1 protein-coding gene is annotated in these 539 nt (G+C 44.7%); it reads left to right on the top strand.

All coding sequences use genetic code 11. The annotated features are described in order from the left end of the window. Nucleotides 1-539: transketolase-like TK C-terminal-containing protein (locus ACFIO3_RS15490; RefSeq protein ID WP_404977499.1), on the top strand; the 539-nt coding region annotated here is incomplete at both ends.

Genomic DNA, 539 nt, shown 5'->3' with positions numbered 1-539 from the left:
ATTCGCGAACACGCAATGGGCGCTATAATGAATGGGCTTGCTCTTCATGGGGGCTTTATTCCTTATGGGGGAACATTTTTATGCTTTTCTGACTATATGCGTCCCGCTATGCGTTTGTCTTCTCTTATGGGGTTGCGGGTGGTTTATGTCATGACCCATGATTCTATTGGTCTTGGTGAGGATGGTCCTACCCATCAACCTGTGGAGCATTTGGCTTGCCTGCGTTCCATGCCTAATCATCTTGTATTTCGCCCTGCTGATGCCATGGAAACAGTCGAATGTTGGCAATTGGCTTTGAAAGCACGCGGAACACCTTCTACCTTGGCTTTGAGTCGACAAAATCTACCGCTTTTGCGTCAAGAGTATGAAGAAGAAAATCTCTGTATGCTTGGTGCTTATGAATTATTAACGGCCAGTGATGAAGCGCAAGTGACTTTATTTGCTTCCGGTTCAGAATTGCAAATTGCGGTACAAGCACATGCGGTTTTAGAAGAAAAAAATATCCCAACGCGTGTGATTTCTGTTCCTTGTTTTGAACT

The organism is Bartonella sp. AD328YNZD (assembly GCF_042196425.1).
The sequence above is the reverse complement of the archived record's forward strand: the minus strand, read 5'-3'. Positions and strand labels throughout refer to the sequence as shown.